Annotated in this window: 21 protein-coding genes; 14 read left to right on the forward strand and 7 right to left on the reverse strand. The window is 70.5% G+C overall.

Annotation, left to right across the window (positions count from 1 at the left end):
- Positions 1 to 23 precede the first annotated feature (23 nt).
- The 4 genes from AC1DDU_RS10840 to AC1DDU_RS10855 form a co-directional block, all read right to left on the reverse strand.
- Positions 24 to 761, reverse strand: coding sequence for an ABC transporter ATP-binding protein (locus AC1DDU_RS10840; RefSeq protein WP_477433935.1), 738 nt, complete (start codon positions 759 to 761; stop codon positions 24 to 26).
- 71 nt (positions 762 to 832) lie between these two features.
- A complete protein-coding gene (locus AC1DDU_RS10845; protein WP_477436795.1) occupies positions 833 to 1,780 on the reverse strand; it encodes an ABC transporter ATP-binding protein in 948 nt (315 codons plus the stop codon).
- Positions 1,781 to 1,883: 103 nt separating this feature from the next.
- A complete protein-coding gene (locus tag AC1DDU_RS10850; RefSeq protein WP_477433937.1) occupies positions 1,884 to 2,891 on the reverse strand; it encodes a branched-chain amino acid ABC transporter permease in 1,008 nt (335 codons plus the stop codon).
- Positions 2,892 to 2,893: 2 nt separating this feature from the next.
- Positions 2,894 to 4,258 carry an ABC transporter permease subunit gene (locus AC1DDU_RS10855; RefSeq protein ID WP_477433939.1) on the reverse strand — a complete coding sequence of 455 codons (1,365 nt, stop codon included), beginning with the start codon at positions 4,256 to 4,258 and terminating at the stop codon, positions 2,894 to 2,896.
- Between the two features lie 298 nt (positions 4,259 to 4,556).
- Between AC1DDU_RS10855 and guaB the strand changes: the two genes are divergently transcribed.
- A complete protein-coding gene (gene guaB / locus AC1DDU_RS10860; RefSeq protein WP_477433941.1) occupies positions 4,557 to 6,059 on the forward strand; it encodes an IMP dehydrogenase in 1,503 nt (500 codons plus the stop codon).
- Between the two features lie 110 nt (positions 6,060 to 6,169).
- Positions 6,170 to 6,793: a TMEM175 family protein gene (locus AC1DDU_RS10865; protein WP_477433943.1), complete on the forward strand. Its 624-nt coding sequence runs from the start codon at positions 6,170 to 6,172 to the stop codon at positions 6,791 to 6,793.
- A 129-nt stretch (positions 6,794 to 6,922) separates the two neighbouring features.
- On the opposite strand, the gene AC1DDU_RS10870 is transcribed toward AC1DDU_RS10865, so the two are convergent.
- A complete protein-coding gene (locus tag AC1DDU_RS10870; RefSeq protein WP_477433945.1) occupies positions 6,923 to 8,389 on the reverse strand; it encodes an MFS transporter in 1,467 nt (488 codons plus the stop codon).
- Between the two features lie 97 nt (positions 8,390 to 8,486).
- On the opposite strand from AC1DDU_RS10870, the gene AC1DDU_RS10875 reads away from it, so the two are divergent.
- From AC1DDU_RS10875 to AC1DDU_RS10925, 11 genes are all read left to right on the forward strand, one after another.
- Positions 8,487 to 9,164 carry a TetR/AcrR family transcriptional regulator gene (locus AC1DDU_RS10875; protein WP_477433947.1) on the forward strand — a complete coding sequence of 226 codons (678 nt, stop codon included), beginning with the start codon at positions 8,487 to 8,489 and terminating at the stop codon, positions 9,162 to 9,164.
- A gap of 175 nt (positions 9,165 to 9,339) precedes the next feature.
- Positions 9,340 to 9,624 (forward strand): DUF2277 domain-containing protein, encoded by a 285-nt coding sequence (locus AC1DDU_RS10880; RefSeq protein ID WP_477433949.1) that lies wholly within the window; start codon positions 9,340 to 9,342, stop codon positions 9,622 to 9,624.
- Positions 9,625 to 9,749: 125 nt separating this feature from the next.
- Positions 9,750 to 11,438, forward strand: a complete 1,689-nt coding sequence (locus AC1DDU_RS10885; RefSeq protein ID WP_477433951.1) for an ABC-F family ATP-binding cassette domain-containing protein — start codon at positions 9,750 to 9,752, stop codon at positions 11,436 to 11,438.
- Positions 11,439 to 11,673: 235 nt separating this feature from the next.
- Positions 11,674 to 12,792 (forward strand): GuaB3 family IMP dehydrogenase-related protein, encoded by a 1,119-nt coding sequence (locus AC1DDU_RS10890; RefSeq protein WP_477436797.1) that lies wholly within the window; start codon positions 11,674 to 11,676, stop codon positions 12,790 to 12,792.
- A gap of 59 nt (positions 12,793 to 12,851) precedes the next feature.
- Positions 12,852 to 13,673 carry an SURF1 family protein gene (locus tag AC1DDU_RS10895; RefSeq protein WP_477436799.1) on the forward strand — a complete coding sequence of 274 codons (822 nt, stop codon included), beginning with the start codon at positions 12,852 to 12,854 and terminating at the stop codon, positions 13,671 to 13,673.
- Positions 13,674 to 13,728: 55 nt separating this feature from the next.
- The gene (locus AC1DDU_RS10900) at positions 13,729 to 14,229 is read left to right on the forward strand and encodes a DUF3817 domain-containing protein (protein ID WP_477433953.1); all 501 of its coding nucleotides are present in this window, start codon (positions 13,729 to 13,731) and stop codon (positions 14,227 to 14,229) included.
- A complete protein-coding gene (gene guaA, locus AC1DDU_RS10905) occupies positions 14,226 to 15,809 on the forward strand; it encodes a glutamine-hydrolyzing GMP synthase (protein WP_477433955.1) in 1,584 nt (527 codons plus the stop codon). The genes AC1DDU_RS10900 and guaA overlap by 4 nt, the downstream gene beginning before the upstream one ends.
- Before the next feature lie 70 nt (positions 15,810 to 15,879).
- The gene (locus AC1DDU_RS10910) at positions 15,880 to 17,271 is read left to right on the forward strand and encodes a glycosyltransferase (protein WP_477433957.1); all 1,392 of its coding nucleotides are present in this window, start codon (positions 15,880 to 15,882) and stop codon (positions 17,269 to 17,271) included.
- 165 nt (positions 17,272 to 17,436) lie between these two features.
- The gene (locus tag AC1DDU_RS10915; RefSeq protein ID WP_477433959.1) at positions 17,437 to 18,729 is read left to right on the forward strand and encodes a hypothetical protein; all 1,293 of its coding nucleotides are present in this window, start codon (positions 17,437 to 17,439) and stop codon (positions 18,727 to 18,729) included.
- A 77-nt stretch (positions 18,730 to 18,806) separates the two neighbouring features.
- The gene (locus tag AC1DDU_RS10920; RefSeq protein ID WP_477433961.1) at positions 18,807 to 19,436 is read left to right on the forward strand and encodes a ClpP family protease; all 630 of its coding nucleotides are present in this window, start codon (positions 18,807 to 18,809) and stop codon (positions 19,434 to 19,436) included.
- Entirely contained in the window at positions 19,433 to 20,035 is a 603-nt protein-coding gene (locus AC1DDU_RS10925; RefSeq protein ID WP_477433963.1) for a ClpP family protease, read from the forward strand. Before AC1DDU_RS10920 ends, AC1DDU_RS10925 begins: the two co-directional genes overlap by 4 nt.
- 155 nt (positions 20,036 to 20,190) lie before the next feature.
- On the opposite strand, the gene ligD is transcribed toward AC1DDU_RS10925, so the two are convergent.
- Together ligD and AC1DDU_RS10935 are read right to left on the reverse strand one after the other, a co-directional pair.
- Positions 20,191 to 21,447 carry a non-homologous end-joining DNA ligase gene (gene ligD / locus AC1DDU_RS10930; protein WP_477433965.1) on the reverse strand — a complete coding sequence of 419 codons (1,257 nt, stop codon included), beginning with the start codon at positions 21,445 to 21,447 and terminating at the stop codon, positions 20,191 to 20,193.
- Between the two features lie 54 nt (positions 21,448 to 21,501).
- Complete coding sequence (locus AC1DDU_RS10935; protein ID WP_477433967.1) at positions 21,502 to 21,843, reverse strand: helix-turn-helix domain-containing protein; 342 nt, start codon at positions 21,841 to 21,843, stop codon at positions 21,502 to 21,504.
- Positions 21,844 to 22,093: 250 nt separating this feature from the next.
- Between AC1DDU_RS10935 and AC1DDU_RS10940 the strand changes: the two genes are divergently transcribed.
- Positions 22,094 to 25,210, forward strand: a complete 3,117-nt coding sequence (locus AC1DDU_RS10940) for a S8 family peptidase (protein ID WP_477433969.1) — start codon at positions 22,094 to 22,096, stop codon at positions 25,208 to 25,210.
- Positions 25,211 to 25,277 lie beyond the last annotated feature (67 nt).

The following is a 25,277-nucleotide window of genomic DNA, read 5'->3' on the forward strand; positions in this document are numbered from 1 at the left end:
CCTCTCTTCTTGCGGCTGTCGTCTCAGACGCCGTCGGCGCCTAGGCTCCCGAGGTACAGGCCGATCACCTTCGGGTCGCTGAGCAGCTCGCGGCCGGTTCCTTCGTACGCGTCGCGGCCCTGGTCCAGGACGTAGCCGCGGTCGCAGATCTGCAGGCAGCGGCGGGCGTTCTGCTCGACCATGATGGTCGTCACGCCGGCCTTGTTGATGTCGGAGACGCGGATGAACGCGTCGTCCTGACGCACCGGCGACAGGCCGGCGGACGGCTCGTCCAGAAGCAGCACCGAGGGGTCCATCATGAGCGCACGCGACATGGCGACCATCTGGCGCTCGCCGCCCGAGAGCGACCCGGCGCGCTGCTTGAGGCGCTTGCCGAGCTCGGCGAAGATGCCCGTCACGAAGTCGAGGCGCTCGGCGTAGACCCTGGGGCGCTGGTAGAGGCCCATCTGCAGGTTCTCCTCGATCGTGAGCGAGGGGAACACGTTGTTGGTCTGCGGCACGAAGCCGACCCCGCGCTGCACGAGCTTGTCGGACTTGAGCCCGACGACGCTCGCGCCGTCGACGGTGATGTCGCCGCCGCGGACCTTCACCATGCCGAAGATGGCCTTCAGCAGCGTCGACTTGCCGGCGCCGTTGGGGCCGATGATGCCGATCAGCTCGCCCTTGTGGGCGATGAGGTTCGCGCTGTTGATGATGTTGATGCCCGGGAGGTAGCCGGCGGTGAGGTCCTTGACCTCGACGACGACCGTCTCGGTCTTCATGCCCTGCACGCGAGCTGCTCCGGGATCGGGAACGGCCGATCCGGGTGTCCGGGGGTTCGGCGACGCATCGCTCACTTCTTCTCCTCCTCGGCCTCGGCGATCGAGGCCTCCTCGGCCTCCTTGATCTCCTCGAGCAGCTCTTCGGCGGACTCGTCGAGCTCACCGGCGACACGTCCGGTCACGACGCCGAGGTCGACGTCCTGGTGGCTGCCGAGGTAGGCGTCGATGACCGCTTTGTCCTGCATGACGGTCTCGGGCGGGCCCTCGGCGACGACCTTGCCCTCGGCCATCACGACGACCCAGTCGGCGATGTGGCGCACCATGTGCATGTCGTGCTCGACGAAGAGCACGGTCATGCCGAGGTCCTTGAGGTCGAGGATGTGATCGAGGAGGGACTCGGTCAGTGCCGGGTTGACGCCGGCCATCGGCTCGTCGAGCATCACGAGGGTCGGGTCGCTCATCAGGGCGCGGGCCATCTCGAGGAGCTTGCGCTGACCGCCCGACAGCGAGGCCGCGTAGTCGTCGGCCTTCGCGTCGAGCTTGAACCGCGCGAGCAGCTCCATCGCCTTGTCCTCGATGGCGTCGTCCTGCTTCCGCCAGATGGCGGGGATGACGCTCGACCAGAGGCTCTCGCCCTTCTGGCCGGTGGCGCCGAGCTTCATGTTCTCGAGCACCGTGAGCAGCGACAGCGCCTTGGTGAGCTGGAAGGTGCGCACCTGGCCCATGCGAGCCACCTTGAACGACGGGATGCCCGACAGGGCCGTGCCGTCGAAGCTCCAGGTCCCGGAGTTGGGCTTGTCGAAGCCGCACAGCAGGTTGAACAGCGTCGTCTTGCCGGCGCCGTTGGGGCCGATGAGCGCGGTGATCGCGTGACGGGGGATCTCGAGGTGCTCGACGTCGACGGCCGTCAGGCCGCCGAAGCGCCGGGTGACGTCGTCGATGACGAGGATCGGGTCGGTCTTGGCGACGCCGGGGACGGCATCGCCCTTCGCGAGACCCTGGGTCTTCGGGCGACGGATGCTGCCGGTCGCGGTGGTGACCGTGCCGGTCGGCGTGGGCTCCGCCTGCGCCGCCGGCTCCTCCGGGACCACCGGTTCGTCGGCGGGCGGGTTGCTGGGCGGGTTACTTGACAAAGGTCAGCTCCCTCTTGTTTCCGAAGATGCCCTGAGGGCGGAAGATGACGATCAGCATGAGCGCGACGCCCACCAGGATGAACCGCAGGGTCGCGGCCTGCTGGCTCGACAGCAGCGAGATGATCGGGATGTCGGACTGCGCGAGGACGGGCAGCACGTTGTCGAGGAAGCCCATGATGACCCAGAAGATCACCGAGCCGACGACCGGCCCGAACACGGTGGCCGCACCGCCGAGCAGCAGGATCGTCCAGATGAAGAACGTGAGGCTGGTCGTGTAGGTCGCCGGGACCACGGCTGACGGCAGGGCGAACACGACACCGCCCAGGGCGCCGAACACACCACCGATCATGAGGGCCTGCATCTTGTAGGAGAAGACGTTCTTGCCGAGCGATCGCACGGCGTCCTCGTCTTCGCGGATGCCCTTGAGCACCCGGCCCCACGGGCTGCGCATGAGCGCCCACACGAGGTAGACCGCGATCGCCAGCAGGATGATGCCGAACACGCGCACCCAGAGCTGGTCGGAGGTCCACTGCCACGGACCGAAGCCGTAGATGATCGGCTCGCCGTCCGCCCCGGTCTTGGGGAACGGGTTCGCCCCGCGGAAGCCGGCGTGATACCCGCCGAGACCGTCGGCGGAGTTCGTCCACTCGTCGAAGAGCTGCGTGGTCAGCAGCAGGCGCACGATCTCGGCGGCCGCGATGGTCACGATGGCGAGGTAGTCCGCCCGCAGCCGCAGGGTCGGGATACCGAGGATCAGGGCGAAGATGACGGCCGCGACGCAGCCGACCAGGATGCCGACCCACCAGGGCCAGCCGAAGCTCAGGATCGAGATCGCGTACCCGTACGCGCCGAGGGCCATGAAGCCCGCCATACCGAAGTTGAGCAGGCCGCCGAAGCCGAACTGCACGGCGAGGCCGGTCGCCGCCAGGGCGTACGCGATGGTCTCCGGGCTGAAGACCCAGTAGGCGGTGTTGTTGAGAATCTGTCCCCAGTCCATGACTAACCGAGCCTCTCTTTCCGGCCCAAGATGCCCTGGGGTCTCACCAGCAGGATCAGGATCAGCACGGCCAGCGCGCCGACGTACTTCATGTCCGGCGGGATCCAGAGGGTCGAGATCTCGACCAGGATGCCGACGATGAGCGAGCCGATGAGGGCGCCGAACGCCGTGCCCAGCCCGCCGAGCGTCACCGCCGCGAAGATGAGCAGCAGCACCTGCACTCCCATGTCCCATTTGACGCCGGGACGGAAATAGGCCCACAGCACACCGGCGATGGCGGCGAGGGCGGCGGCGAGGATCCACACGATCCGCACGACGCGGTCGACGTTGATGCCGGAGGCCGCGGCGAGACCGGGGTTGTCGCTGATCGCGCGGGTCGCCTTGCCGATGCGGGTCCGCAGGAGCCAGTAGGCGACCGCGATGAGGAGCACGATGCTGATGCCCATCGACGCGATGTCGATCCACGACAGCGAGATCGGACCGAACGTGATGTCGCGCGGGGCGCCGGCGCCGGGCAGCTGGTAGGTGCCGCCGCCGATGAAGAACTGGAAGACGTAGCGTCCTGCCAGCGACAGGCCGATGCTCACGATCATGAGCTGCACGAGCCCGAGGCCACGGCGCCGCAGCGGTCGCCACAGCCCGGCATCCAGCACATAGCCGAGCACGGCGCCCAGGACGATGACGATCGGGATCGTCAGCCACATCGGCACCTTGAGCCACACGCCGAAGATGAGCGCCATCACCGCGCCGTAGGTCAGCATCTCGCCGTGCGCGAAGTTGCTGAGGCCGGTGGTGCCGAAGATCAGCGAGACGCCGACGGCGGCCAGCGCCAGCAGCAGGCCGAAGTTGATGCCGTTCATCAGGCGCTCGATGAGCTGATCCCAGAACGAGGTCGTCACCCGCTCGCCCTCGCCGAGGAAGAGGTTCACGATCTTCGATCCGGTCAGGCCGAACGTGACCTCGAACGAGGCGGTCGTGCCCTGCTTGGGCTGGATGCCCTCCGGCAGCTGCGCCGGGTCGACGATGACGCCCTCGGGCAGCGTGTCCTCGTCGACCGTCAGCACGTAGTCGGCCTTCTCGGGCACGTACAGACGCCACTTGCCGTCGGCGTCCGTCACCGTCTCGGCCTTGAAGCCGTTGCCCTCGATCGACATCGTGACGCCTTCGACGGGCTGGTCGTCGTACTTGATGACGCCGCCGAAGTAGAAGTCGGTCTGCTCCTGGTCCCCGCCGGGGGTGTCAGGGGCCTCCGCCGCCATCGCGCCGCCGGGTGCGGACAGCAAGACCATGCCTGCCGCGAGCAGCAGTCCGAAGAGGACGACGATCCAGCGGCGGCTGTTGATCGCGGTCGCAGTCGTAGGACCCACAGAACCTCCAGTTCGGCACCACGCGCACACCGAAGTCCGGGTCGCATCCACCGTGATGAACGACGGTACGACTGTAATGTGTCGTCGCTGTTTCGCCTACGGTCACTTGTGGATACGTGATCCGATCGCAACCGGACAACGCGCGGCCTCCCGAACCCCTCTCGCGCGCGTACGCGCGTGCCGTTCTGCCGGGAACAAACCGCCCCGCGCGGCGCTTAGAATCGAGTACGGAGCGTCACGAGCGCACCGGCCGTCGTCGTCCACCCCGAACAGAACGCGCCGCGCGCGAGGAGACCCCATGGAGCACAACGACCCCTTCGGCTTCGTCGGATTGACCTACGACGATGTGCTGCTGCTGCCCGGCCACACCGACGTGATCCCCAGCGAGGCGGACACGTCGTCCCGCGTGACGCGACGCATCACGGTCGCCACGCCGCTCATCTCGAGCGCGATGGACACTGTGACAGAGTCGCGCATGGCGATCGCGATCGCCCGCGAAGGCGGTCTGGGGATCATCCACCGCAATCTCTCGATCGAGGATCAGGCCTCGATGGTCGACCGCGTCAAGCGCAGCGAGTCGGGCATGATCACCGACCCGATCACCACGACTCCGGACGCCACCATCGAAGAGGTCGACAACCTCTGCGCGACCTATCGCATCTCGGGGCTCCCGGTCGTCGACGACGAGGGGCGCCTGGTCGGCATCGTCACCAACCGCGACATGCGGTTCGTCTCGGGCTTCGAGCGCCAGACCACCAAGGTGCGCGACGTGATGACCGTCGACGGCCTGGTCACCGGCAGGGTCGGCATCAGCGCGGGCGAGGTCATCGCCCTGTTCGCGCAGCACCGCGTCGAGAAGCTGCCGCTCATCGACGCCGACGGCAAGCTCGCCGGCCTCATCACGATCAAGGACTTCGACAAGAGCGAGAAGTACCCCCTCGCCACCAAGGACGAGCAGGGCCGTCTGCGCGTCGGCGCCGCCATCGGCTTCTTCGGCGACGCCTGGCAGCGTGCCGAGGCGCTGCGCGACGCGGGCGTCGACGTGCTCGTCGTCGACACCGCCAACGGGCAGTCGGCCGGCGTCATCGACATCGTCCGTCGGATCAAGGCCGACGCGAGCTTCGACCACATCGACGTCATCGGCGGCAACGTCGCCACGCGCGAGGGCGCGCAGGCGCTCATCGATGCGGGCGTGGATGCCGTCAAGGTCGGCGTCGGGCCGGGTTCCATCTGCACCACCCGCGTGGTCGCCGGCGTCGGCGTGCCCCAGGTGACGGCCGTGTACGAGGCATCCCTCGCCGCCCGCGAAGCGGGTGTGCCGGTGATCGCCGACGGCGGCCTGCAGTACTCGGGCGACATCGCCAAGGCGCTCGTCGCCGGCGCCGACACGGTCATGCTGGGCTCGCTCCTGGCCGGCACCGACGAGTCGCCGGGCGAGATCGTCTTCCAGGGCGGCAAGCAGTTCAAGCAGTACCGCGGCATGGGTTCGCTGGGTGCGCTGCAGACGCGCGGCAAGAAGACGTCCTACTCGAAGGACCGCTACTTCCAGGCCGACGTGCCCACCGACGACAAGCTCATCCCGGAGGGCATCGAAGGCCAGGTGGCCTACCGCGGCCCCGTGTCGGCGGTGGCCTACCAGCTCGTCGGCGGCCTGCGGCAGTCGATGTTCTACGTCGGCGCCCGCACGGTCGAGGAGCTCAAGGCGAAGGGCAAGTTCGTGCGCATCACCGCGGCGGGCCTCAAGGAGTCGCACCCGCACGACGTGCAGATCGTCGTCGAGGCGCCCAACTACAAGAAGTAGTCCCGCAGGGACCGAGCGGATGCCTCGACCCGGCGCACGCGCGCCGGGTCGAGGCATCCGCTGTTCCACGCAGTTCGCGTGCCTGCGACCTGTGTCGCTACCCTGGCGCCATGATCCGTCAGCGGCGGCACCCTCGGGCGACTCAGCGGACCACGCGCCTGGAGGCGTTCACCGACGGCGTGTTCGCGATCGCGGCGACGCTGCTCGTGCTCGATCTCACCCAGCACTCGCTCGGCAAGGTGACGTCGGACGCGCAGATGTGGGGCGCGCTCGGCGACATGTGGGAGCTGTTCCTCAACTTCGCCCTGAGTTTCGTCCTGCTGTGCCTCATGTGGATGGTGCACGTGCAGCAGTTCGAGCATGTCGCCCGCGTCGATGCGACGACGATCTGGCTCAACAACGCGCGGCTGCTGTTCATCGTGCTCGTGCCCTTCGCGACGAATCTGACCACCGAGTACTCCGACTGGCTCGCGGGACGGCTCGCGATGCCGGTGACCTTCTTCCTCGCGATCCTCTGCAGCTGGCTGCAGTGGGGCTGGGCGGTGCGGCATCGCGATCTGCTGATGCCCGACATGACCAGAGAGGATGCCGTCGCCTTCGGCCGCAGCTCCCTCAGTGCGCTTCTCATCGCCGCCGTCGTGGTGGTGCTCGCGCCGTGGATCGGGTCGCTCGCCTTCCTGCTGTTCCTGCTCGACGGCGTGCTCACGAGACTGCTGCGCGGCGCCAACGTGTGACGCCGGGCCGCGGCTGCGGTCCCGGCGTCACCGGCGTCGATACCGTACGTCGTCGCCGAGGGGCCATGTCGTCAGCGCGGATGACGTGCGGTCTCGGCGAGAACGTACGGTCTCGCCGTGGAGGAGGGGTCAGACCCCGGCGGGCACGGCCGCGACGGAGGCGGGCTCGGAGGTCTCGGCGTCGACCGAGGCGGCGGCATCCGTCGCCCGTCCGGCGGGCAGCCACAGCGCCACGACCGTCGCGGCGAACAGGACGGCGGCACCGGTGAACACGGCGGGGCGTGCGGCGTCGACGTACAGGTCGGGCAGCAGCTCGCCGCCGGCGCTGACGAAGATCGCGGTCATGACGGCCGTGCCGAGGGCGACGCCGAGCTCGCGGACCGTCGAGCTCACGCCCGAGGCCTTCGCGTGGTCGATGAGCCCGAGGGTCGCCAGGAGCGCCGTCGCCGAGGGCGCGAACACCAGGGCCATGCCGACGCCCGCCATCACGAACGGCGCGATGAGCGTGGGGTAGTCCAGGTCGGTCGACATGACCGCGGCGATCCAGGTGAGCGCCACGCCCTGCAGCGCCAGGCCCAGCACCAGCAGGATGCGAGTGCCCACGCGGGGCGCCAGGATGCCGGCGATCGGGGCGATGAACATCGGCGCGAGCGTCCACGGGGTGGTCTGCACCGCCGCCTCCAGCGGTGAGGACCCCTGCACCACCTGCAGGTACTGGATGAGGATGAACACCGCGCCGAAGGTGCCGAAGCTGAACGCGAAGCCGACGATGTTGGTGATCGAGAACGAGCGGTCCCGGAACAGGCGCAGCGGCACCAGCGGCGCCTTCGCGCGCAGCTGCCAGACGAGGAACGCGGCCACCAGCACGGCGCCCAGCGCGATCTCTGCGATCACGCCGAACGAGTCCCAGCCGTCGTCGTTGCCGCGCACGATCGCGTGCACGAGTGCCAGCACGCCGGCGGCCGCCAGCACGGCGCCGGGGACGTCGATGCGGGAGCGGGCGCCGAAGTCGTTGTTCAGCACGATGAGGGCGAGCGGGATCGCGACGAGTGCCACGGGCACGTTGATCCAGAAGATCGCCTGCCAGTTCCAGCCCTCCATGATGGCGCCGCCCACGAGCGGCCCCACGGCGACGCCGAGCCCCGACACCCCTCCCCAGATGCCGATCGCGAGCGGGCGCCGCTCCTTCGGGACCGCGCCGCTGAGCAAGGCGAGGGACAGCGGCATGACGCCGGCGCCGCCGAGGCCCTGCACGGCGCGGGCGGCGATGAGCTGCCCCGGGTCGGTGCTGAGCGCGGCGAGGATCGACCCGGCGCCGAAGACGGCGATGCCGATCGCGAAGACGGTGCGACGGCCGAAGCGGTCGCCGAGCGCCGAGGCGATGAGGATCGAGCCCGCGAAGGCGAGCGTGTACGCGTTGACGAACCACTGCAGCTCTTCGACGCTGGCGCCCATCTCGCTGTGCAGCACGGGGAGGGCGTTGGTCATGACGAGGTTGTCGAGCGTGGCCATGAACATCGGGAGGGATGCCGCGGCCACGATGAGGGCGAACGGGCGCGACCGTCGTGCGACGGCGGCGGGTGATGCTGCGGACATAGGAGGCTCCGGTTGTAATTGGATGATTACCTGCTAGGAAGACAATGTAGTAATCGACTGATTACAAAGTCAAGTCATTCGCTGATAACCTTCGGATATGACTACCGCCGGACTGGACAGCGACAGCGCGGTCGCACGGGAAGAGACCACCGACCCGGGCAGGCGCCTGTCGTCGGAGGAGCGCCGCCGCCAGATCCTGGTGGCCGCGCTCGCCGTCTTCGGCGCCCGCGGCTACGAGGGTGCGACGACCGACGAGGTCGCGCGGGCCGCCGGCGTCAGCCAGCCGTACGTCGTCCGGCTGTTCGGGTCGAAGGAGAACCTCTTCCTCGCCGCGCTCGACGATGCCCTGTCACGCCTGCTCGCCGCGTTCCGCGCGGCGCTGGCGGCCGACGACGCTCCCCACGACACCGAGATCACGCCCGAGAAGGCAGCAGGCAAGCGGATCGGGCAGGCGTACGTCGACCTCATCGAAGTGCGCGGGCTGCACCAGACGCTCGCCCACGCATATCTGCTGGGCAGCCACCCCACGATCGGCGCAGCCGCACGCAAGGGCTTCGCGACGGTCTGGCGCTTCTTCCGTGACGAGATGGGGCTGGACGCCGACGAGGCCCGCACGTTCATGGCGGAGGGCATGCTCATCAGCACCATGATCGGGCTGCGCATCGTCGACGACTACGGCTCCGACCCGCAGATCACCGAGCTGTTCCGCTCGTGCTTCCCCACCGAGCTCCCGCACGTGCTCGACGTCCTCCCGCGCGGCGACGAACGCTGGTAGCCGCGCCGCGCGCTGAGGTCGCGGCATCCGTCGACTCCGTACGTCGTCGCCGAGCGACCACGTTCGCCTGCGCGGACGACCTGCGGTTTCGGCGAGGATGTACGGTCTCGACGCCGGCGAGGGGGAGGATGCCGCGCCCTGGCCGGCGTCCGAGGGGCGGCGTAGGGTCGGGGGCATGTGCCGGAACATCCACACGCTCCACAATTTCGAGCCTGCGGCGACCTCCGACGAGGTGCACGCCGCGGCGCTGCAGTACGTGCGCAAGATCGCGGGCACCACGAAGCCCTCGAAGGCGAACCAGGACGCGTTCGACCACGCCGTCCATGAGATCGCGCACCTCACGCAGCACCTGCTCGACGACCTCGTCGCGACCGTGCCGCCGAAGAACCGCGAGGTCGAGGCCGCGAAGGCGCGCGAGCGCGCGATCCGCTCCGGCAGGTACGCCGCGCCCGCGGCGTGAGCCTCTCGGCCCTGCCCCCGCGGCGCCGGGATCGCGCGGCGATCGGCGTCGGGCGTTGCGAAGTGGGGTAGTCTGGTCGGCTCCCCATCGGACGGACCGGTTCTGCGGAGCAGACAGGGAAGACCGTGGGCTACATCGACATCGCCGCCGTTTCGTACGCGCTCCCCGACGGCAGGCCGCTCCTGGATGAGGTCTCGTTCCGCGTGGGCGAGGGGTCGACGACCGCGCTCATCGGTCAGAACGGCGCCGGCAAGACCACGCTGCTGCGGATCATCCGAGGCGAGACCGCGGCGCACGCCGGTGTCGTCTCGATCGACGGCGGCCTCGGCGTCATGGACCAGTTCGTCGGGCACGGCGAGGCCGGACAGACCGTGCACGACCTGCTCATCGCGGTCGCGCCCGACCGCGTGCGGCGCGCCGCGCGTGAGCTCGAGGACGCCGAGGCCGCGATCATCGAGCGCGACGACCTCGACACCCAGATGCGGTACGCGGGAGCGCTCGCCGACTACGCCGAAGCGGGCGGCTACGAGTACGAGACGGTGTGGGACACCTGCACGACCGCGGCGCTCGGCATCCCGTTCGCCCGGGCCCGCTATCGCGAGCTCACCACGCTGTCCGGCGGCGAGCAGAAGCGGCTCGCACTGGAGGCGCTTCTGCGCGGACCAGACCAGGTGCTGCTGCTGGACGAGCCCGACAACTACCTCGACGTGCCCGGCAAGCGGTGGCTCGAGGAGCGGCTGCGCGAGACGCCGAAGACCGTGCTGCTGGTCTCGCACGACCGCGAGCTGCTGGCCCGGGCCGCCGACCGGATCGTGACGCTCGAAGCGGGCGGTGCGGGCAGCACGGCGTGGGTGCACGGCGGCGGGTTCGGCTCGTACCACCAGGCGCGCGACGACAGGATGGCGCGCCTCGACGAGCTGCGGCGGCGCTGGGACGAGCAGCACGTCAAGCTCAAGGAGCTCGTGGCGACCCTCAAGGTCAAGGCCACCGCGAACGACAGCTTCACGTCGCGCTACCGCGCGGCGCAGACGCGGCTGCGCAAGTTCGAGGAGGCGGGGCCCCCGCAGGAGCGCCCGCGCGAGCAGGAGCTCGACGTCCGCTTGCGCGGTGCGCGCACCGGCCGTCGCGCGGTCGTCGCCGAGCAGCTCGAGCTCAGCGGGCTCATGAAGCCGTTCGACCTCGAGGTGTGGTTCGGCGACCGCGTCGCGGTGCTCGGCTCGAACGGCTCGGGCAAGTCGCACTTCCTGCGGCTGCTCGCCCGCGGCGGTACCGACCCCGACGGCCGGCTCGGGCACCTGACCACGACGGGCGCCGGGCTCGAGCCTGTCGCGCACACCGGGCGGGGCATCCTCGGGGCGCGCGTCGTGCCAGGGTGGTTCGCGCAGACCCACCGCCACCCCGAGTTCGACGGGCGCACGCTCCTGGACATCCTCCACCGCGGCGAGGACGCCCGCGCCGGGCTCCCGCGGGACGCGGCCTCGAGCGCGCTGGACCGCTACGGCCTCGTCGCCCAGGCCGAGCAGACCTTCGACAGCCTGTCGGGCGGCCAGCAGGCGCGGTTCCAGATCCTGCTGCTGGAGCTGTCGGGCGCGACGCTGCTCCTCCTCGACGAGCCCACCGACAACCTCGACCTCGTCTCGGCGGAGGCGCTGCAGGACGCCCTCGCCCGGTTCGAGGGCACGGTGCTGGCGGTCACGCACGACCGCTGGCTGGCGAAGTCCTTCGACCGGTTCCTGGTGTTCGGCTCCGACGGGCGCGTGTTCGAGTCCGACGAACCGGTGTGGGACGAGTCGCGCGTCGCGCGGGCACGCTGAGGGGAAGCGGATGCCGCGGCCCGCGGCATCCGTCCCCCCTGCCCATGGGCCCGTTCGGCGGATCCGGTTTTCGGAGTCGCGCGGGCGAATCGGGCCTTGAGCGGCGCGTCGGTCCGAGAACCGTGCGATCGTCCGGAATTCGGATGCAGCGCAGACGGCCGAACAGCGGCCGGAAACCCGCGGAATCCGGGGATCGGGCCGGGCGGAGACCGGAAGGTAGGCTGGACAGGTGAGCATGGACATCGAACTCGGCAGGTCCAAGCGCGCGCGGCGCGCGTACACGTTCGACGACATCGCGGTGGTGCCCTCGCGGCGCACGCGCAACCCCGAGGACGTCTCGACCGCGTGGTCGATCGATGCGTTCAGCTTCGACATCCCGGTGCTCGGCGCCCCCATGGACTCGGTGGTCAGCCCGCGCACGGCGATCATGCTGGGCCAGCTCGGCGGCCTCGGCGTGCTCGACCTCGAAGGCCTGTGGACCCGCTACGACGACCCCGAGCCGCTGCTGGCCGAGATCGCCGGCCTCGAAAAGGCCGCCGCGACCCGCCGCATGCAGGAGCTGTACTCCGAGCCGATCAAGCCCGAGCTCGTGCGCGACCGGCTCGCCGAGATCCGCGCGGCCGGGGTGACCGTCGCCGGCTCGCTCACGCCGCAACGCACGCAGGACCTGTACGAGACGGTGGTCGCCGCCGGCGTCGACCTGTTCGTGATCCGCGGCACCACCGTGTCGGCCGAGCACGTCTCGAGCGTCGACCAGCCGTTGAACCTCAAGAAGTTCATCTACGACCTCGACGTGCCGGTCATCGTGGGCGGCGCGTCCACCTACACGGCGGCCCTCCACCTCATGCGCACGGGCGCTGCCGGGGTGCTCGTCGGCTTCGGCGGGGGAGCGGCATCCACCACCCGTGCCACCCTCGGCCTGCACGCCCCCATGGCGACGGCCGTCGCGGATGTCGCCGGCGCGCGCCGCGACTACCTGGACGAGTCGGGCGGGCGCTACGTGCACGTCATCGCCGACGGCGGTGTGGGCACCTCGGGCGACATCGTCAAGGCGATCGCGATGGGCGCCGACGCCGTCATGCTCGGCGTCGCACTCGCGCGTGCGACGGATGCGCCGGGCCGCGGCTTCCACTGGGGTCCCGAGGCGCACCACGCCAAGCTGCCGCGCGGTCGCCGCGTGAAGGTCGACCAGGTCGCCCCGCTCGAAGAGATCCTCTACGGCCCGGCGCCCGTCGCCGACGGCACCGCGAACCTCATCGGGGCGCTGCGCAAGTCGATGGCCACGACCGGGTACTCCGACCTCAAGGAGTTCCAGCGCGTCGAGGTCGTGCTCGCCCCGTACGCCGCCGGATGAGCGAGCCCGCGCACCCGGAACGGCCGCAGGAGGTCTTCCCCCCGACGCTGCGCGAGGTGATGCTGCGTCCCCGCTGGATCGGGATGCTGCTGCTGTGCCTCGTGGTCGCGGGGGTGTTCGCGTGGCTCGGGCAGTGGCAGCTGGGCCGTGCCGTGCAGACGAACCCGGTGCCGCCCGGAGCGACCGAGGAGGTGCAGCCGATCGCCGACGTCGTGGCGCCCGGCGAGTACCTCCCCGAGCCGCTGGTGGGTCAGCGGGTCGAGGTGAGCGGCACGTGGGTGCCCGGCGACTTCCTCATCGTGGAGTCGCGCTACAACGACGGCGTCAAGGGCTACTGGGTGACCGGGCAGCTGCGCGTGGCCGGCACAGACGAGCCGACGTCGCTCGCCGTCGCCCTCGGGTGGGCGTCGACCGCCGACGAGGCGCAGAACGCCGTGGATCAGCTCGAATGGGATGCCGAGGCCCCCGACGCGGCGGAGAACCCGGTCACGGTGACCGGCCGGATCATCTCGGACGAGGGACCGGTGCCGCCGCGACAGGATGCCGACCCGCAGACGATGACGCGGATGTCGCCGGCGGCGCTGCTCGGCCGGTGGCACGACGCCGAAGAGCTGAACGTGTACCGGCCTTATCTGGCGTCCGAGACGGCGCCGCGGCTGCTCCTGGACATCTCCTCGCCCGCGCCGCAGGAAGGGTCGGGCCTGAACTGGCTCAACATCTTCTACGCGGTCGAGTGGGCGGTCTTCGCCGGGTTCGCGTTCTACCTCTGGTACCGCCTCGCGAAGGACGCGTGGGAGAAGGAGCTCGAGGACTTCGAAGACGACGAGGCCGATCGCGACGACGCGTCCGCGCCGGCGGACGGTGCGCCCGCGGCATCCTGATCCGGGCCCGATTCGGCCCGACGGAGGCGCAGGATCCCGCGGGTAGACTGGTGTCATGCCCCGCGCCCCGAAGCTCGCTTCCTTTCCGGCGATCCGCGGAGCCCTGAGGTTCTACCAGATCTGCTCGATCATCACGGGCACGATGCTGCTGCTGCTGGTCGCCGAGATGATCGTCAAGTACGTCGTCGGCTACGAGCTGTTCCTGGGCGGTTCCGGCGGGTTCCTGTGGTTCGCCCCCGTGGTCGAGACCGCGTCGGGCCTCGAGTCGACCGGTGACGGGTTCAACCTGTCGCTGGGCATCCTCGTCGCCCACGGCTGGTTCTACGTCGTCTACCTGATCTCGTGCTTCCGCGTGTGGAGCCTCATGCGGTGGAACCTCGGGCGCCTCGCCCTGCTCGCCGCCGGTGGCATCGTGCCGCTGCTGTCGTTCTTCATGGAGGCCCGCGTCGCGCGCGAGGTCAAGACCTACCTGACGGAGCGTGAGGCTGCAGAGCTGCACAGCCGCTCCGACCACTCGTCCCTCACACACGCCATTCCTACGGAGAACAAGCGTTGACCGAACAGCCTGAGACCGCCCAGCGGCCCGTCCTCGTCGTCGACTTCGGCGCGCAGTACGCGCAGCTGATCGCACGCCGCGTCCGCGAGGCCGGCGTCTACAGCGAGATCGTGCCGCACACGGCATCCGCCGCCGACATCGCCGCGAAGAACCCGGTGGGGATCATCCTGTCGGGCGGCCCGTCGTCGGTGTACGAAGAGGGCGCGCCCGCGCTCGACACCGGCGTCTTCGATCTCGGCGTGCCGACTCTCGGCATCTGCTACGGCTTCCAGGTCATGGCGCAGGCGCTCGGCGGCGAGGTCGCGAACACGGGACTGCGCGAGTACGGAGCGACGGATGCCGCGGTCACGGGTGACGGCGGCGTGCTGCTGGGCGGCCAGCCGGTCGAGCAGAACGTGTGGATGAGCCACGGCGACCAGGTCGCCAAGGCGCCCGAGGGCTTCGAGGTGCTGGCGTCGACCGGCGCGACCCCGGTGGCGGCGTTCGGCAGCGACGAGCGCCGCTTCTACGGCGTGCAGTGGCACCCCGAGGTGAAGCACTCGGACTACGGCCAGAACGTCATCGAGAACTTCCTCCACAAGGCGGCGGGGCTGCCCTCCGACTGGAACAGCGGCAACGTCATCGCCGAGCAGGTCGAGAAGATCCGCGCCCAGGTCGGCACCGGTCACGTGCTGTCGGCCCTGTCGGGCGGCGTCGACTCCGCCGTCTCCACGGCGCTCGTGCACAAGGCCGTCGGCGACCAGCTCGTCGCGGTGTTCGTGGACCACGGGCTCCTGCGCAAGGGCGAGCGCGAGCAGGTCGAGCAGGACTACGTGGCTTCGACCGGTGTGCGCCTGGTGACCGTCGACGCCCGCGAGCAGTTCCTGAACGCCCTCGCCGGCGTCAGCGACCCCGAGCAGAAGCGCAAGATCATCGGCCGCGAGTTCATCCGCGCGTTCGAGCAGGTGCAGGCCGACCTGGTCGCCGAGGCGGCCGCCGAGGGCGAGCCCATCCGCTTCCTCGTGCAGGGAACGCTCTACCCCGACGTCGTCGAGTCCGGCGGCGGCGCCGGCACCGCGAACATCAAGTCGCACCACAACGTCGGCGGCCTGCCGGAGGACCTTCAGTTCGAGCTCGTCGAGCCGCTGCGCACCCTCTTCAAGGACGAGGTTCGCGCCATCGGCCGCGAGCTGGGCCTTCCCGAGGTCATCGTCGCCCGCCAGCCGTTTCCGGGCCCCGGCCTCGGCATCCGGATCGTGGGTGAGGTCACCGCTGACCGTCTCGAGATTCTGCGGGATGCCGACGCCATCGCCCGCGAGGAGCTGACCAAGGCGGGCCTGGACGGCGAGATCTGGCAGTGCCCGGTCGTGCTGCTGGCCGACGTGCGCTCGGTGGGCGTGCAGGGGGACGGCCGCACGTACGGCCACCCCATCGTGCTGCGCCCGGTCTCGAGCGAGGACGCGATGACCGCCGACTGGACACGCCTGCCCTACGACGTGCTGTCGAAGATCTCCAACCGCATCACCAACGAGGTGCGCGAGGTCAACCGGGTCGTGCTCGACGTCACGTCGAAGCCCCCGGGGACCATCGAGTGGGAGTGATGTGAGCGGATGCCTCGGACTGCGGTCCGAGGCATCCGTCGTTTCCGGCATCGTGCGAAAGGATGGACGGGTGACGGATCCCGCAGACATGCTGCCCGACGCCGACTACGTCGTGCTCGGCAGCCGCATCGCCCTGGGGCTCGACGGCGGATTCGCGGTGGCGGTGCCCGCGCGGCTGCGGCTGCTGGAGGCATCCGGGGCTCGTGAGCCGCTCATGCTGAGCATCGACGGCGGGTCGCCCGCCGACCACGCGGCCCAGCGTCAGGCGTTCGTCGACGGCGGTCACGTGTCCGACGCCGCGCACGTGAGGAACCTCTTCGACGAGCTGCACGCCGGCGCCGACTGGCTCCTGCGGGCGGGGGTTCCGGGGGAGCGCACGCCGGGGGTGCAGTACCGGACGATCACGGTCCCCGGCGCGTCGAGCCCGGTCGTGTCGCTGCCGGTGTTCGAGAACGACCCCGAATGGCACCTGCGGGACGCCGCCGTCGTGGTGCACGCGCCGGACGGCGACCGCGTGCTGGCGGGGTTCGGGGGGCTGTACATCGCGTGGCTCCAGCACATCGCCGCCGAGCGTCGCGCCGCGGCCGGCGATCGCGACCGGCTGCTGGTCGTGGTGTGCGAGTCGCGGCAGGTGGGCGAGGCGCTGGTGGGCTGGGACGACCCGCGCGTGCGCATCGTCCACACGATCCACAACTCGCACCTCCCGGCACCCCACGATGACCCCGAGGCTCCGGTCACCGGGCTGTGGGAGCGATGGTTGCGCACGATCGAGGCATACGACGCCGTGCTGTGGCCCACCGCCGCGCAGCGCGACGAGATCGCGGAGCGCTTCGGCGATCCGGGCACGTTCCACGTCGTGCCGAACACCATCGACCTCGGACCCGAGCCGTCCGGCGGCGAGGGGCGTGATCCGCACCGTGTCGTGATGCTCAACCGGCTCGCGCCGCAGAAGCGCGTCGATCTGGCGATCCGCGCGTGGCCCAGGGTCGTGGCCGCGGTGCCCGACGCGCGCCTGGACGTCTACGGCGACGGGCCGCTGCGCGACGAGCTGCAGGCGCTGATCGACGAGCTCGGGGTGGCGGGATCCACCACCCTCCACGGCACCACCGCGCAGCGCGATGCCGTGTTCGCGCGCGCCTCGCTCTTCCTCACGTCGACCGCATTCGAAGGGCAGGGCCTCTCGATCGCCGAAGCGCTCGCGTGCGGTCTGCCGGTGGTGTCGACCGACGCCCGCTACGGGCCGCGGGAGGCGGTCGGCGACGCCGGGGTCATGGTGCCTCCCGGTGACGTCGACGCCCTCGCGGACGCGGTGATCGACGTGCTGCGCGACGACGCACGCCGGGTGGAGCTCGCAGCACACGCACGCCGGGCCGCGGCCGCCTTCAGCCCGGAGGCCGTGCAGCCCGGGTTCGTCGAGGCGCTGCGGGCCGCCGTCGAGAGCCCTTCGCGCCGCGCACGCTGAGCGGAGACGCAGCCGGGGGAGTTATCCACACGGTGGACGAATCGCCGGGCGGCCTTGGGCTCCCGGCTACACTGGCGCGAGCCGCACCCTCGTGGGTGTTGACCGGGTGACGCCGAGAGAGGCGCCGGGGCATGGCAGCGACCCAGCGAAAGGCGGTCCCCCGGCATGGATGATCACGTCCCTCCGACGGATGCACCTGACGAGACTCCCTCCGACGGCCCGGGCGAGACGCCCGCCGATGCCGGACAGGCACAGACGCCGGATCCCGCAGAGGTGAGGGATGCCGCGGCCGCACCGGAAGCAGATGCCGCGGACGCGACGGAGGTGGAGGCCGCGACGCAGGAGCCGGTGGCGGATGCCGCAGCGCACGTGCCGGCGGCGGACGGCGAGGCTCCCGTCGATGCCGGCATCCTCGCGACCCCCGGTTCCGGCGTCCCCACGCCTGCGGTGACCGGTGCGGCGACTCCTGGTTCCGGCATCCCTCCGTCCGAGACGTCCCCTGCCCCGGGCGCCGCGGCTCCCGGTCCTGGCGTTCCGCCGGCCGCAACCTTCGGTGCTGCGCCCGCTCCCCGGCGCTCGCGGGGAGCGATCGTCGCGATCAGCATCCTGGCGGTCGCGCTCGTGCTCGCCATCGGCGCCGGCGCATGGGTCGCCGTGCAGTGGATGCAGGCGCAGCAGCGGATCTCGGAACAGCACGACGAGATCGAGCAGCAGCAGGACGAGATCGACGAGCAGCGCGACCTGATCGAGAAGAAGGAGGAGTTCGGCGCGGCGATGACCGGACTCATGGGCTCGACCGCGAAGTTCGACGGCGTGCTCACCGCGACGATCGTGCCGTGGGAGGACTATCGTCGTCTCGCCGACCGGGCATGGTCGCACCGCTGGGACGCCACGAAGCTGGCCGCAGACACGGAGCAGGCCGAGCTCGCGGCAGACCAGCTCGAGCTCGTCTGGAGCACCGCGCAGCAGGAGGCGAGCACGAACGCGAGCGGCACCACCTACGAATCGGTCATCGATCGGCTGGGCGCGGGATTCGTCCGCTCGGTGCTGGACGACGAGCGCTGCGGCAGCGACGACGACAGCATCCTGGGCTGCGTGCTCGAGAACGACCCGTACCTCGTCCACTTCGACGCCCCCGCGAACACGCTGCCGTACATGACCGACGAGCTGCGCACCGGGATCGCCTACCACGAGTTCGCGCACGTGCTGCAGTTCACCAATCGCGCCGCGACCGAAGCCACCCTCCCGGCGTTCTCCGGCGACTTCGAGGTGATGGCCGACTGCTTCGCGCTGACGTTCCTCGACGGCTGGAAGCTCGATCACCGCGTCTGGGTCAGCTCCTACGAGTACTGGGACGTCAACATCGGGTACGGGCAGACCTGCTCCGAACCGCAGCGGCAGGCCATGCGCGACTGGTACGCGCAGCTCGGAGTGCAGCCGCCTGCCGCGGCGAGCTGACTCCCGCTCCGCCCACGGCAGAGCCGCCCGGAGCGGAAACGGATGCCGCCGCCTCGGCCCGCGCGCAGGCTGAGGGCATGGCAGAAGAAGGCAAGATCCCCCAGTTCGGGGCCGAGGCGCGACGCGAGCTGTTCCACCAGCGCGTGCTCGTGCTGGACGGCCCGCTCGACGACGACAACGGCACGCTGATCGCGACGCAGCTGCTGGCGCTCGCGGCCGAGGACGAGGCATCCGACATCGCGCTGTGGATCCACTCTCCCGGCGGGTCGGTGCCGTCGATGCTCGCGATCCGCGACGTCATGAACCTCATCCCCAACGACGTCGCGACCCTCGCGCTGGGCCTGGCGTGCAGCGCGGGGCAGTTCCTGCTGTCGGCGGGCGCGCACGGCAAGCGGCGGGCACTCCCGCACGCCCGCATCCTCATGCACCAGGGGTCGGCGGGCATCGGCGGCTCGACCGTCGACGTCGAGGTGCAGGCCGACGACCTCCGCTACACGCGCGACACCGTGCTCGACCTCATCGCCGAAGACACCGGACAGAGCCTCGAGCGCGTCTTCGAGGATTCGCTGCACGACCGCTGGTACACCGCCGCGCAGGCCCGCGACTACGGGTTCATCGACGGCATCGTCGACCACTTCGCGCAGGTGGTGCCGCGTCGCCGACGCCCCGCGGGGCTGGGGCTCGGACCGGCGGAGGTGGCGGCATGACCTCGTACACGATCCCCAACGTCGTGGCGCAGCATCCGCGCGGCGACCGCATCATGGACGTCTACTCGCACCTGCTCGCCGAGCGGGTCGTGTACCTCGGCACCGGGATCGACGCCGGCGTCGCGAACGCGCTCATCGCGCAGCTGCTGCACCTGGACGCCGACAGTCCCGAGCGCGACATCCAGCTCTACATCAACTGCGAGGGCGGAGACCCCTCGGCGATGCTCGCGGTGTACGACACGATGCAGCACGTGCGACCGGATGTCGCCACCACGGTCGTCGGGCAGGCGATCGGCGTCGGCGCGGTCATGCTCGCCGCCGGCGCGCCCGGCAAGCGGTCGGTGCTGCCGCACGCGCGCGTCGTGCTGCACCAGCCGGCCGGGCAGGGGAGGGGCGCGATCCCCGACCTCATCCTGCAGGCCGACGAACTGGTGCGCGTGCGCGGCGAGGTGGAGGAGATCCTCGCGCGTCACACCGGGAAGGATGCCGCGCAGCTGCGCGCCGACACCGACCGCGATCGCGTCTTCACCGCGGCCGACGCGGTCGCGTACGGCATCGCCGACCACGTGCTGGACCGCGGGGTGGCATCCGGTCGTTGAGCGAGCTCGAGCTCCGGCGTCCGTGTGCTTCGTCTCGTCGCTGACGCTCCTCGCTCAGCGACCGGGGCCTCGGTCGTTGAGCGAGCGGAGCGAGACGGAACGCGCACCGAGGACCGACGTCCGTTGCGCTTCGTCTCGTCGCTGGCGCTCCTCGCTCAGCGACCGCGGGAGGTGCCCGGGGCTCCGGGCCAGACCTTGCCCTCCCAGGGGTCGTAGTCGGCGATCAGCGGCTCCTGGGGCGGGCGATCCGCCTCGGCGACGTGCTGCAGGTTGACCCGCACGCGGTACCAGAGGGAGCTCGAGCCGCGCATCCCGTCGATCATCACGTCGGCGGGATGCAGCTGCTCCGCGGCGACCGGATGCCGCTTCAGCCACTCGTCGAGCGCGGCCACGGATTCGGACTTCGCCTTGGTGCGGGCGACCTCGATGAGCGGCATCGTCGACACCCGCCGGCCCGACCCGTCGCCGCCGCGCGGCGGCTTCTCGGCGGGTCCGAGCTCCTCGGCGAGCCGCAGCAGCCCGTCGAGCGTGCCGACGGCGTCGTCGATGCCGGCGTGCGGGTCGCCGAGCTCGGCGTAGCGCGCCGGCACCGTGAGCACCGTGAACTCCGCGGGGCGCCGCTCGCGCACCTCGTCCCAGTCCAGCGGCGTCGACACGCGCGCGTCGGGGAGGGGGCGGATCGAGTACGCCGAAGCCACGGTGCGGTCCTTCGCGTTCTGGTTGAAGTCGACGAACACGCTCTCGCCGCGCTCCTCCTTCCACCAGCGGGCGGTGGCAAGGCCCGGGGCGCGGTTCTCGACCTCGCGCGCGAGGGTCTCGGCGGCCAGGCGCACCTGCTTGTAGTCCCACTGCGGCGCGATGCGCACCAGGATGTGCATGCCGCGCGAGCCGCTCGTCTTCGGCCATCCCACCAGCCCGACGTCGTCGAGCACCTCGCGCGCGACGAAGGCGACGTCCACGATCTGAGACCAGTCCACTCCCGGCATCGGGTCGAGGTCGATGCGCAGCTCGTCGGGGTGGTCGAGGTCTTCCGCGCGCACGGGATGCGGGTTGAGATCCAGGCAGCCGAGGTTGACCACCCAGGCCAGGCCCGCGGCATCCCGGATCACCGCCTCTTCGGCCGACGTGCCGCGCGCGTAGTGCAGCGTCGCGGTGTCGACGAAATCGGGGTGGTTCTCGGGCACGCGCTTCTGGAAGAACGGCTCGGCGTCGATGCCCTTCGGAAAGCGCTTGAGCACCATCGGGCGTCCGCCCGCCCCGCGCAGGGCGCCATCGGCGACGGCGAGGTAGTAGCGGACCACGTCGAGCTTCGTGATCCCGGGCTCGGGGAACACGATCTTGGTGGGGCTCGAGATGCGCACCTCGTGCCCGTCGATCTCGAGGTTCTCGGCTTCCGACTTCGCGGGCGTCACCCGGCCCAGGCTAGCGACGCCCCACGACAACGGCCAGGGGCGTGCACGGGCGGATCAGGCGGCGAGGGCGTACGCGGTGCGGCATCCGACGGCCGCACGCTCGGTGGCGCGGGAACGGAGGTCGTCGACGACGGCCGCGGTGAGGTCGATGAGCGTCACGTCGAGAGCGCCCGCGACGGCCGCGATCATCTCGCTCGAAGGCTCCTTGAGACCGCGCTCGATCTCGGAGAGGTACTGCGGCGAGACGCCCGCACGGTCGGCGGTGTCGGCGAGGCGCTCGCCCCGTTCGTGGCGCAGGCGACGCAGGCGCTCGCCGAGCGCGTCCCGCCACAGCGGCTCCGGGTCTCTCGGCGTGCGGGCCGCGGGCTTCGTCGGCAGCGGGATGATCTCGGCCATGCGCTCACGATAGAACGGCGGGGCGCGGCATCCCAGGCTGTTCCGCTCTGAGCAGAACGCGCTCCGTCGACGCGACGCCGCACATGCACGCCGACCCGTCCGGTTGCGCGGGCTGCGCGGATCGGCCCGCTTCGCCCCGGTCGCGTTGGGCGGTCTGCTCAACCTGAGAGATTCCTGTTGACCTTTTGAGAATTCGCACATAGCTTGCCGCCCGTACTGCTTCTTCTTCCCCATGAGAAAGTAGGTCCCCTTGTTCCGACGCTCTCTGGCGGTTGCCGGCGCTCTCGCGCTCGCCATCGCGACTCCCACCGCGGCCCTGGCCGCCACCCCGGACGACGATCCGTCGTCGCGGTTCGAGAAGTCCGACGCGAAGGGAGCGGTCGGGACGACCGTCCGCCCGATGAGCGTCGGTGCCGACGGGCGGGTCACCGTCATCGTCGAGATGGCCGGCGACCCCGTCGCCGTAGCCCAGGCCAACAAGGGCAGCGAGCTGACGGCCGCCGAGCGCAAGGCCATCAAGAACGCCCTCAAGAAGAACCAGGATGCGATCGCGGGCTCGCTCAAGAGCAAGGACGCCCGCATCGAGGCCACGATGCAGTCGGCCTACAACGGCATCCAGGTCTCCATCCCGGCCGACCAGGTCGACGCCGTGGCGGCGCTGCCGAACGTCGTCGCCGTGCACCCCGTCAAGAACTACACGCTCGACAACGCCGTCTCGGTGCCGTTCCTGGGCGTGCCCCAGGTGTGGCAGAACACGGGGTTCACCGGGGAGAACGTCAAGGTCGCGATCATCGACACCGGCGTCGACTACACCCACGCGAACTTCGGCGGCGTCGGAAGCCCCGAGGCCTACGCCGCGGCGAACGCGGCCGAGGCGCAGCCGGCCGATCCGACGCAGTTCGGCCCGAACGCGCCGCGCGTCAAGGGCGGATACGACTTCGTCGGCGACTCGTACAACGCCGACCCCGCCTCGCCGGACTACCAGCCCGTTCCCAAGCCCGACGCCAATCCGCTGGACTGCAACGGCCACGGCAGCCACGTCGCCGGCACCTCGGCCGGCAGCGGCGTGACCGCCGACGGCACCACCTACACCGGCCCCTACGACGCCTCCACGGCGTCGGCCGAGTGGACCATCGGACCGGGTGTCGCGCCGAAGGCCGACATCTACGCCCTGCGCGTGTTCGGATGCGGCGGCTCGACCGACGTCGTCGTGCCCGCGATCGACTGGGCCGTCGAGAACGGCATGGACGTCATCAACATGTCGCTCGGCTCGCCGTTCGGCCGTGGTGACGACCCCGACGAGGTCGCGGCGGCCAACGCCATCGGTGCGGGTGTCGTGGTCGTGAAGTCGGCGGGCAACGAGGGCCCGAGCCCCTACCTCGCCGGCAACGGCGACGGCGTGGTCTCGGTCTCGGCCGTCGACAGCACCGCCACCTTCCCGGGCGCGATGATCACGGTCGACGGCGTCGGGGTCCCCGCGATCAACGCCAACGGCGCGGTGCTCACCGGGCTTCCGGGCATGACGGTCGTGCGGCTCGCCGACGACCCCAGCACGCCGAACGAGAACGAGGCGCTGGGCTGCTCGGTCGCGGCGTACCAGAAGGCCGGCGTCGCCGCGGGTGGGAACCAGCTCGCCGTGTCGACGCGTGGCGTCTGCGCGCGCGTGGCGAAGGCGATCTACGCGCAGCAGGCGGGTGCGGCGGCCGCGGTGATGATCAACACCACCAACGACTACCCGCCGTTCGAAGGCACGATCACGAACAACCCCGACACGGGCGAGGACTACACCGTCACGATCCCGTTCCTCGGCGTCCGTTCGTCGGACGGCGCCACCTTCGTGAACGGCAAGCCGGCCACGGTCGTTCCGGCACCGCTGGACAACCCCGGCTTCCGCGGGTATGCGTCGTTCAGCTCGAGCGGACCGCGCAGCGGCGACAGCGCGCTGGGCGTGGATGTCGCGGCCCCCGGTGTCTCGATCGTCTCGACCGGCGTCGGCACGGGCAACGGCCCGGCGACCATCTCGGGCACGTCGATGGCGGCGCCGCACGTGGCTGGTGTCGCGGCGCTCGCCGTGCAGGCGCACCCGACCTGGTCGGCCGCCGAGGTGGCGTCGGTCCTGGTCTCGACGGCCGACCCCGACAAGGTCGCGGGGCAGAACCTCGTCCGCGGCGGTGTCGGCCTGGTCGACGCGGCACAGGTCGTGGCCCAGCAGGTCACGGCGAACGGCGACTCGTTCAAGACCGAGGACGGCAAGCTGCGGCAGTCGGGGCTCAACTTCGGCTTCGCCGAGAGCGCCAAGTCCTTCCAGGGCAAGAAGACCGTGACCGTCACGAACTACGGCACCCAGCCGGTGACGTACAACGTCGGCACGGAGGCGTCGGCGCAGTCCGCCGCCGCCACGGTGAGCGCGAGCCCGAGCCAGATCACGGTCCGGCCGGGCAAGACCGAGAAGGTCACGGTGAACCTCAGCGCCCCGGTGAGCGCCGTGGGCAGCTCGACGGCGGGCGGCTTCGCCTTCTACGAGTTCTCCGGTGACGTCGTGCTCACGTCGGCGACCGACACGCTGCGGGTCCCGTACCTGCTCGTGCCCCGGGCGACGACCGATGTCTCGACGTCGGGCGATCTGAAGGTGACCAAGAAGAACCAGCCGGTCGACGGCGATGTCATGGTCTCGCTGAAGAACAACCGCGGCGCCTTCGCCGGCGACGCGGACTTCTACACCTGGGGTCTCGAGGACAAGAAGGACGCGCCCAAGTCGTTCACCGACACCGGGTACGACCTGCGAGCAGCGGGCGTGCAGTCGTTCGACATCGGTGGTGACCAGCTGCTGGTCTTCGCGGTCAGCACTCACAACCGCTGGTCGAACGCCGCGGCGAACGAGTTCGACGTCCTGCTCGACACGAACCGTGACGGGAACCCGGACTGGATCGTGTTCTCGGCCGACGGCGGCCTCGTCACGGCCGGAGACGCCAACGGCATCTCGCAGGTGTTCGCCTACGAGGTGGCCACGGGCGACACGATCGCGACGGGCTTCAACGCCTCGGCACCGACCGACAGCAGCACCATCCTGCTGCCGGTGGTCGCGAGCGACCTGGGCCTGACCGCCGGAGCGTTCGACTACATGGTCGAGAGCTTCTCGTCGGTCAACGACGGCGAGGACGTGATCGACGGCAAGGCGACGTACGACCCGTGGGCGCCTGCCCTCACGAACGGCCAGTTCGAGAGCGTTCCGGTCGGCGGCAAGGTGGACGTGCCCGTGACCGTCAACGGTGCGGCCTTCACCGCGCAGAAGCCGCTGGGCGTCATGGTCGTCGTGATGGACAACGCGGCGGGCAAGGACGAGGCGCTGCTGGTCAAGGCCAAGTAACCTCGGCCGAACCCCCGGCGAATCACACGTGGCGCCCCGTCCTCGGACGGGGCGCCACGTCGTGCAT

Source organism: Microbacterium sp. 05T445 (assembly GCF_056395865.1).

What these genes read in the sequence shown, in the direction of transcription:
- AC1DDU_RS10840 (WP_477433935.1), bottom strand. Translation starts at nt 761, where the DNA reads ATGAAGACCGAGACGGTCGTCGTCGAGGTCAAGGACCTCACCGCCGGC.
- AC1DDU_RS10850 (WP_477433937.1), bottom strand. Translation starts at nt 2,891, where the DNA reads ATGGACTGGGGACAGATTCTCAACAACACCGCCTACTGGGTCTTCAGC.
- guaB (WP_477433941.1), top strand. Translation starts at nt 4,557, where the DNA reads ATGGAGCACAACGACCCCTTCGGCTTCGTCGGATTGACCTACGACGAT.
- AC1DDU_RS10865 (WP_477433943.1), top strand. Translation starts at nt 6,170, where the DNA reads ATGATCCGTCAGCGGCGGCACCCTCGGGCGACTCAGCGGACCACGCGC.
- AC1DDU_RS10870 (WP_477433945.1), bottom strand. Translation starts at nt 8,389, where the DNA reads ATGTCCGCAGCATCACCCGCCGCCGTCGCACGACGGTCGCGCCCGTTC.
- AC1DDU_RS10875 (WP_477433947.1), top strand. Translation starts at nt 8,487, where the DNA reads ATGACTACCGCCGGACTGGACAGCGACAGCGCGGTCGCACGGGAAGAG.
- AC1DDU_RS10880 (WP_477433949.1), top strand. Translation starts at nt 9,340, where the DNA reads ATGTGCCGGAACATCCACACGCTCCACAATTTCGAGCCTGCGGCGACC.
- AC1DDU_RS10890 (WP_477436797.1), top strand. Translation starts at nt 11,674, where the DNA reads ATGGACATCGAACTCGGCAGGTCCAAGCGCGCGCGGCGCGCGTACACG.
- AC1DDU_RS10895 (WP_477436799.1), top strand. Translation starts at nt 12,852, where the DNA reads ATGCTGCGTCCCCGCTGGATCGGGATGCTGCTGCTGTGCCTCGTGGTC.
- AC1DDU_RS10900 (WP_477433953.1), top strand. Translation starts at nt 13,729, where the DNA reads ATGCCCCGCGCCCCGAAGCTCGCTTCCTTTCCGGCGATCCGCGGAGCC.
- AC1DDU_RS10915 (WP_477433959.1), top strand. Translation starts at nt 17,437, where the DNA reads ATGGATGATCACGTCCCTCCGACGGATGCACCTGACGAGACTCCCTCC.
- AC1DDU_RS10920 (WP_477433961.1), top strand. Translation starts at nt 18,807, where the DNA reads ATGGCAGAAGAAGGCAAGATCCCCCAGTTCGGGGCCGAGGCGCGACGC.
- AC1DDU_RS10925 (WP_477433963.1), top strand. Translation starts at nt 19,433, where the DNA reads ATGACCTCGTACACGATCCCCAACGTCGTGGCGCAGCATCCGCGCGGC.
- AC1DDU_RS10935 (WP_477433967.1), bottom strand. Translation starts at nt 21,843, where the DNA reads ATGGCCGAGATCATCCCGCTGCCGACGAAGCCCGCGGCCCGCACGCCG.